Genomic DNA, 6,856 nt, shown 5'->3' on the forward strand with positions numbered 1-6,856 from the left:
TCGCAGGTGTCAGATTCAACGACGGCATCGAGGTCATCCACATGCCGGCAAACCACGCCGCCTGATCACCTCGTCACCCAAAATCCCGCATAGCTCCCGATGGTGCCGGGCAAGGTCGAGCGGCATGAGTTCGAATACCGCCGTCACGGGACCCAGGCCCTGATCGCCGCCTTCGACGTCACCACCGGCGAGGTCGAAGGTGTCATCGGCGATACCCGCAGCGAGAAGGACTTCGCGCGCTTCTTCAAAGCCCTGCTGAACAGTGCCGACCCCGACACGCGGTGGGATATCGTCTGCGACAATCTCGATATCCACCTCTCCGCGTCCGTGGTTCGTCTGGTCGCGCGCCATTGCGGCCTCAAGCGCAGACTGGGTGTCAAAGGCAAGTCCGGCGTGCTCGCTTCCAAGAAGACCCGCGAAGTATTCCTGCGCGACCCGACCCATCGCGTCATCTTCCACTTCACCCCCAAGCACGCCTCATGGCTCAACCAGATCGAAATCTGGTTCTCCATCCTCGCGCGCAAACTGCTTCGCCGCAGCAGTTTTGCCTCAAAGAGCGAGTTGCGAACTAAGATCGAGCAGTTCATCGCCTGCTTCAACAGAACGATGGCCAAGCCCTTCCGATGGACTTACGCTGGCAAACCGCTAACCGCATGAGCTGAAAATGAGTCCTTCTATTCCGCTCAGCAGAACTAGTCGTCGAAATTGAGTATCGTGTAGCACAGGAAAGTGCGCGCGCCTTTCACAATGTAATGCAGGATGTGCAGTTGTACCGACAGCGCAGTGGCGCTTATGGCTGGTCCGTTGCCCGCGATATCTCCGACCCTGAACTTTGGATTGAACGCTATCGCTGTCCGACGTGGCTGGATTATCTGCGGCAGCGCAACCGCTCGACACAGTCCGAGCGGGCCCTGGATCAACAGGCGGCGGCTTTTCACGCTGGTCCAGAACCCGTGCGCGTCCGCCGTATGCTAGAGCGCCCGTTCGGTTCGGTGCGGTGGAAGGAAGATGAACCTGATCGCGCTGCGAGCGAGGTGGTGTACGGCCAATCGCTGATCGGAGCTGAGGAGCTAGCCAAAGTGAAGTGCGTGATGGGCGGGCCTGAGCAAGGATCAAGGCAGCTTTAGCGGACGGGGTGAGTCTAACCGGCCATCGGAGGTTCATCCAGTACGCGCGCAGCAAGTCGGCAAGCCATGCCTATAGGGTAAGCATCCGGCGTGGGCCGCCAGGTTGGTCATTCTTGCCGATACCAACGCTTGAGCAGGGTGGGATCGTCTTTGTGCATTTTGATCAGCTCGACGAGGTTCTCGATGCCGAAGTCGGTGAACGCCATGACGCCGCCTTCTCCGACCCCGTAGACCCAGATTACACCATCCTCGATTTCCATTTCATTGGCGACTTCCGCCAGCCAGTCTTCGCTTTCGCCGAGGTCCTGGGCGACGCGACGGATGGTGGTGACGTGATGGACCTTGTTGACGTGCACGATCAGGCCGCCTGAGCGGAGACGGATGATACTTCGCGCGTCCAATTCCAGGGCAGCAGTTCGTCCAGCCGGTGGGCTGGATGGGCGGCGATGCGGGAGAGGACATCGCTCAGCCAGGCCTGCGGATCGACGCCGTTCATCTTGGCGGTGACGATCAGGCTGTACATGGAAGCGGCGCGCTGTCCGCCGCGATCAGACCCGCAAAACAGCCACGACTTTCTGCCCAGGGCGATTCCCCGCAGCCCTCGCTCGGCTGCATTGTTGGACAGGCATACGCGCCCATCCTGAAGGAACAGAGTGAAGCTCGCCCAGCGCTTCAGAATGTAATTGAACGCTTTGACCAGGTCATGCCCACGGGAGAGCCTGGCGGCTTGCTCCCAAATATAGACATGAAGATCGTCGACCAGTGGCCGGCTTAGCGTCTGCCGCACGGCCAGGCGTTCTTCCGCGCTCTTGCCGTTGATGGGCCGCTCGATCTCGAACAGCGCGTCGATCCGGCGCACGACTTCGATCGCGATGGGCGAGAGCGGGATCTCCTTCTTGCCCTGGGCCTTGCGTCGAGCGTTCTCCTCGATATCAGCCATGGCAAAGAACGGACGCCTTGCGTGCACCCAGCACGCCGCCTCCCGGATCGGGCCGGGATTTCGCCCGGCAAGGTAGAGCTGGTGATAGCCGTCATAGGCGTCCGCCTGCAGGATGCCGGCATATCCGGCCAGATGCATCTTCGGATGTTCGCCCTTGCGGTCGCGCGAGTAATAGAACATCGCCGCCGGCGGTCCCGTTCCGCCAAAAGGCCGGTCGTCCCGAACATAGATCCAGCAACGCCCCGTGTCGGTCTTGCCCTTGGCCAGGACCGGCACAGTCAATCATCCCCATGAAGGCGCTCGGCCGCCATGACATGGGCCTCCACAAGGCGGCGGATGGGATCAAGCGTCGCGCAAACTGAACCCACTGCGTCGGCCATGGTCGACAGGGCGATCGGCACACCTTCCAGGGCGTAGCGATCCGCCTGACGGTTCAGAGGCTGATGCTGACCGAACTTCTCGAACATGATCATGGCTAGCAGGCTGGGACCAGCCCATCCCCGCGCAATGACATGGAATGGCGCCGGCGCCTGGCTGATCTTCTCGCAGTCCCGGCAGGTAAACTTCTCCCGCACAGTCTCGATCACCTTCCACTGACGGGGTATCGATTCCAGCGTACACGTCACGTCCTCGCCAAGTTTGCGCAGACGATTGCCGCCACAGCACGCACACGCCGTCGGCGGATCTATCACCACGCGCTCGCGGGGAAGATGGTCAGGGAATGTATTGCGCTCGGGTCGCTGGCGCGTAAATCCGCGTACAGAGGTTACCTTGGCGACCGCCTTCTCTGCCGCAAGTTCATCTTCCGTGGCACTGGCCTGGAGCTCTTCGAATGTGAGCGCCAATTGATCGATCAGACGAGAAGAACGTTCCGATCGCTGCCCATAGATCTGACGCTCCAGCCTGGCGATCCGCAGTTTCTGCTCGGCAATCAGGGCTGCATCTTCGGATGCTTTCGCGCGAGCGACCGCCAACGCCTCTTGCAGGGCAGCGACGTCATCGGGAGCGGCCTCGGGCGAAGCATCCATAACAACGATAGAATCATAAATGCAGCGATTTGAGGCGTCATAAAATGCACGACGTCCCATATTTTTGCTGGCTCAGCCCGCGCTGTTCGGACGCCACGTCGTTTGTGGATTTCGCCAGTCGATCCCTTCCAGCATATAGGCCATCTGGGCCGCCGAGATCGACACCGCACCGTCCGACGCCGAGGGCCAGATGAACTTGCCGCGGTCCAGACGCTTGGCGTAAAGCGACAACCCGATGCCGTCATGCCACAAAATCTTGGCCAGGTCGCCGCGACGGCCCCGGAAGATATAGAGATCGCCGGCATGGGGATCGCGCTTCAACTGCTCCTGAACCGTCAGAGCCAGGCCTTGCATGCCCCGGCGCATGTCCGTGTGCCCGGTCGCGATCCAGACCCTGACGCCATTCGGAATCGGAATCATCGTCGCGCTAGAATCGCGAGCACCCGCGCCAGCGCGGCCACATCGACGCCGGCGTCGACGATGACGCGACGATCCTTCCCGATTTCTATCTCCATGCGGCCGCTCGCCGGTGCGGCGGGAACCGACGGCGCCGGATCCGCCACGACCATCGCCCGCGCGAAGCCGGATTTCTGCCCCTCAGTGCCATCCGGCTCTGTGCAGAACGATCGTCGCCAATTCAGCAACAGCGAGCGCGAGATGCCGTACCGCCGCGCGGTCGACGAGATCGCTTGTGGCGTCTCCATGCTCTCCGCAACGATCTTGAGCTTCTCGTCATCCGCCCAGCGCCGCCGCCGACCGGTTTCTACAACGCCGAGACGTTCAACCTGAGTACTGAACTTATTGCTGTCCATAAGGACTGTTACACAGCACTCTCCCTAACCCGACAAGGCGGCCCACGCCGGAGGGAGACCCTATAGGTCGACGTCATCAAGATTGGCCACACACGCCTACCGCCTTAACCGGCCCGGCGAGGGGGCGATTTGTTCGCCCCACTGCGACAGCCGGTAGCTGACACTCGGCAGCGTTGTTCGAGATGCAAAGCCGTCCGTCATCAAGGAGGCGGCTAGATGCATGCCAGCGGCGAAGGCAGTAACTGATTGCCTTGTCCATATCGTTGCTCCTGGAGACTTGGCGCTCTGTCCGCACAGCAACGCTCCAGTTGGACGATCAGAGGGCTATCCTCCTGACGCCCGCGCGTGGCGCTCCTACGGAGCAAGACTTAACAAAGTTAAGATTGTCTTCGGCGACGAATGGGCTCTCGCCGCTCCTGAAGTGCCTCTACCTTAAAGTGCGACGTCAGCGGACAGGGTTTTCGGAACCGGCTAGTCCCCAGATCTAAACCTCTCTAGTGCTTGTCGATGCACTAAGTGCGCTCTCCATAGAACCATCTCGTTCCAATCTGGTTTTTGTGGGTAGAAATGGCGTTTGGTGGCGTTCCGAATTTTTCGTCCCAGTTCGGAATCAACCGCGTCCGGCCTATACTTAAAAAGCCAGTGCTCATCCCGCAGTACTGCTATCGACCAGAGGTAAGTCCCATATTCGAGCGCGATGTAAGTGTGCCGATCTCCCAAGATGCGCTGCCAGTATTCGTCTTGCGTACCGGGCAAGTTGATCGACGAGGAGGTGCCAAGATCCGGGAACGTCACGGAGGGCCCAAAGATTTTTGCAGCTCGCTCGTACCCCTTTAGCCCGGACGGCTGCTCGCATTGGATTTCGCCATAGCCGTAAGGACCGAGCCCAGTGTGGTAATCGATGATGATGACGTTGTCGCGGGCCGCCACGTCAAAGTCGGCCACTATTTGCTCGAGGGTTCGCCTGGCTTCCGTCGGCTCGGCGCCGCCGTAAAACAGGCCACCCGGCCGAGTGTACTGACCACGATATGACGCTGATCGGTAAGCCTCCTCGCCGTGTAGCTTGCGATATTCCGCAATCGCAGCTTCTGCGCGATGTATCCCCTCCTCTGTCACGTCTGCAGGAACTAGATGCTCATCCAACTCCTCATAACCGGGATTTGGGGGAGCCGGGTTGGAAAAATCGATAAAATTCCGATTGAGGTCGCACCCCTCTGCAGTCGACCGCCGATCCCAGGCAAACCCGTAGCAGTTGAGTGCGTGGATGAAGAGCACGGCTGTCGAGGGCGGAAGCTCCTCGTGACGTCTTGTTCGCAAAAACAGTAGTTGCGAGGCGGAACCGTGGTACCCCTCTGGACCATGCGTAGCAGAAACCAGGACCAGGAGCTTCTTGGCATGTGGACTGCCAAAGTACGCCACGTCTGTGAACAGAGCCTCACCGGATGGCCCCTTTGAGCTGCACGGGTACGATCTCGACGTGGGCACCGCGGCCACGAATTTTTCCCTAGCTTCCAGATAAGAATCGGAAAACACGACAGAAGCGGTTTGCTGTGCGATCTCAAAGTTCACGCCACTTTACCTCCGACTATGATCCAACACTTAGCATAGCGTGATTCAAAGCCGCATCCCTCGAATGTCGGCATCGCACAGCCGAAACTCTGCGCATACTGGGGACAAATGCGATGTTTTTGTGCGTCAAACATCACGCTCGGGATCGTTGCCGCCAACTTCTCGGTGCACACGAAGTCCCACACTGAGAGGTCATCGCCCCCTCAGGGCCGCAGCCGGCAATTTCGGCAGCGCACCCCGCAATGTGAAATTATCGTTCCTGATCCGCTGCATCCAGCAGATGACAACTCCCGACTGCTATTCCTAAACCGCTTGGCCGCTTGGTTGCGAGATATTCCTCCCTCAATTTTCGCCACAACATAATTGCGAAGATCCAGAGCGTAGGCTTGCCACTCCATACTGCCCTCCCGCCAGCCAACATGGTGAATCAAAAGCCGCTGAAGCCTTAGTTGACCGTAAGCGTGGCGTTGAGGCCCTTGAGAATTGTTGTACTCAATCCTGAGAGCACGCTAGAAGAGTCATCTTCTGCAAGGGTGCTCATAATGGACGACCATTCGGACGACATAAGACGACCGTTGTCACCGCGTATCGAAGTGTACGCAGGCGCAGGTCGGAAGCGCTGGCCGGACGATTTGAAGGCACAGATTGCCGCGGAAAGCCTTGAGCCGGGGGCGATTGTCACAGATGTCGCGCGTCGCCATGGGTGCCGGCCCCAGCAGGTGCACGACTGGCGGCGCCGGGCGCGTTTGGGCCAGTTGGTGCTGCGCCGGCTTCGGCGGACACGCTGTCGTTCGTGCCGGTGGTATCGGAATCGGCGCTACCGGCGGCCGCAGAGCCCACCGGGTCGCCGGAAGCAGCCGTTGTAACGGTTGAACTCCAGGGGGCACGCGTTGAGGTGCGAGGGACGCCTGGCCTTGCTGTGTTGAGTGATGTGTTCTTGGCGCTTCGACGGACACGTTCATGCTGACGCCGCCCGCGAACCTCATGATTTACGTGGCGACGCAACCTGTGGACTTCAGAAAAGGTGCGGAGGGCTTGGCGCTGTTGGCGAAGGAGACGCTGGGCCATGACCCGATGAAGGGCGTGGCGGTGGTGTTCCGTGCGAAGCGCGCCGATCGGGTGAAGATTGTCGTCTGGGATGGCAGCGGCCTTGTGATGTATTGGAAGCGGCTTGAGGGCAGCGGCTTCAAATGGCCTCCCATCGTGGCCGGCGTGATGCGGATGAACGCCGCGCAGCTGTCCGCGCTTCTGGCCGGCATGGATTGGACGCGGATGCACGCGCCTCGAATCCCGCAGCCGAAAGCACTTGCGTAGGACATAAAGTCTTCGCTGCATCGGGGCGCGAAGCATGGCAGACTCGGGCCAATGAGTGATTTGCCT

General features: G+C 60.0%; 8 protein-coding genes and 2 pseudogenes. 4 read left to right on the forward strand and 6 right to left on the reverse strand.

Annotation, left to right across the window (positions count from 1 at the left end):
- Positions 1-102 precede the first annotated feature (102 nt).
- Together IVA80_RS27635 and IVA80_RS27640 are read left to right on the forward strand one after the other, a co-directional pair.
- A complete protein-coding gene (locus IVA80_RS27635; protein WP_247437560.1) occupies positions 103-657 on the forward strand; it encodes a transposase in 555 nt (184 codons plus the stop codon).
- A gap of 35 nt (positions 658-692) precedes the next feature.
- Positions 693-1,127 (forward strand): annotated as a pseudogene (locus IVA80_RS27640) (MFS transporter); the annotation flags it as partial.
- A 107-nt stretch (positions 1,128-1,234) separates the two neighbouring features.
- Here IVA80_RS27640 and IVA80_RS27645 read toward each other — a convergent pair.
- The 6 genes and pseudogenes from IVA80_RS27645 to IVA80_RS27670 form a co-directional block, all read right to left on the reverse strand.
- Positions 1,235-1,489 carry a hypothetical protein gene (locus tag IVA80_RS27645; protein ID WP_247437577.1) on the reverse strand — a complete coding sequence of 85 codons (255 nt, stop codon included), beginning with the start codon at positions 1,487-1,489 and terminating at the stop codon, positions 1,235-1,237.
- Positions 1,486-3,095, reverse strand: a protein-coding gene (locus tag IVA80_RS27650) for an IS66 family transposase (RefSeq protein ID WP_247437563.1) whose coding sequence is annotated in 2 segments (ribosomal slippage) — positions 1,486-2,348 and positions 2,348-3,095 — 1,611 coding nt in all. Because the reading frame shifts where the segments join, the coding sequence is not laid out codon by codon here. Before IVA80_RS27650 ends, IVA80_RS27645 begins: the two co-directional genes overlap by 4 nt.
- Before the next feature lie 72 nt (positions 3,096-3,167).
- On the reverse strand, positions 3,168-3,515 hold the full coding sequence (gene tnpB, locus IVA80_RS27655; RefSeq protein WP_247437566.1) for an IS66 family insertion sequence element accessory protein TnpB: 348 nt from the start codon (positions 3,513-3,515) through the stop codon (positions 3,168-3,170).
- Positions 3,512-3,907, reverse strand: coding sequence for a transposase (locus IVA80_RS27660; protein WP_247437568.1), 396 nt, complete (start codon positions 3,905-3,907; stop codon positions 3,512-3,514). The genes tnpB (IVA80_RS27655) and IVA80_RS27660 overlap by 4 nt, the downstream gene beginning before the upstream one ends.
- 127 nt (positions 3,908-4,034) lie before the next feature.
- Positions 4,035-4,187 (reverse strand): annotated as a pseudogene (locus tag IVA80_RS27665) (transposase); the annotation flags it as partial.
- 191 nt (positions 4,188-4,378) lie between these two features.
- Positions 4,379-5,476: a DUF2817 domain-containing protein gene (locus IVA80_RS27670; protein WP_247437570.1), complete on the reverse strand. Its 1,098-nt coding sequence runs from the start codon at positions 5,474-5,476 to the stop codon at positions 4,379-4,381.
- Between the two features lie 542 nt (positions 5,477-6,018).
- Here IVA80_RS27670 and IVA80_RS27675 point away from each other — a divergent pair.
- Both IVA80_RS27675 and tnpB (IVA80_RS27680) read left to right on the forward strand, forming a co-directional pair.
- Positions 6,019-6,342, forward strand: coding sequence for a transposase (locus IVA80_RS27675; protein WP_247437572.1), 324 nt, complete (start codon positions 6,019-6,021; stop codon positions 6,340-6,342).
- Positions 6,343-6,436: 94 nt separating this feature from the next.
- Positions 6,437-6,790 carry an IS66 family insertion sequence element accessory protein TnpB gene (tnpB, locus tag IVA80_RS27680; protein ID WP_247437574.1) on the forward strand — a complete coding sequence of 118 codons (354 nt, stop codon included), beginning with the start codon at positions 6,437-6,439 and terminating at the stop codon, positions 6,788-6,790.
- Positions 6,791-6,856 lie beyond the last annotated feature (66 nt).

Origin of the sequence: Bradyrhizobium sp. 139 (assembly GCF_023074175.1) — a bacterium.
In the GTDB taxonomy this organism is placed as follows: Bacteria; Pseudomonadota; Alphaproteobacteria; order Rhizobiales; family Xanthobacteraceae; genus Bradyrhizobium.

Coding starts and splice junctions, on each gene's coding strand:
- IVA80_RS27660 (WP_247437568.1), bottom strand. CDS start 3,907: ATGGACAGCAATAAGTTCAGTACTCAGGTTGAACGTCTCGGCGTTGTA.
- IVA80_RS27675 (WP_247437572.1), top strand. CDS start 6,019: ATGGACGACCATTCGGACGACATAAGACGACCGTTGTCACCGCGTATC.
- tnpB (WP_247437566.1), bottom strand. CDS start 3,515: ATGATTCCGATTCCGAATGGCGTCAGGGTCTGGATCGCGACCGGGCAC.
- tnpB (WP_247437574.1), top strand. CDS start 6,437: ATGCTGACGCCGCCCGCGAACCTCATGATTTACGTGGCGACGCAACCT.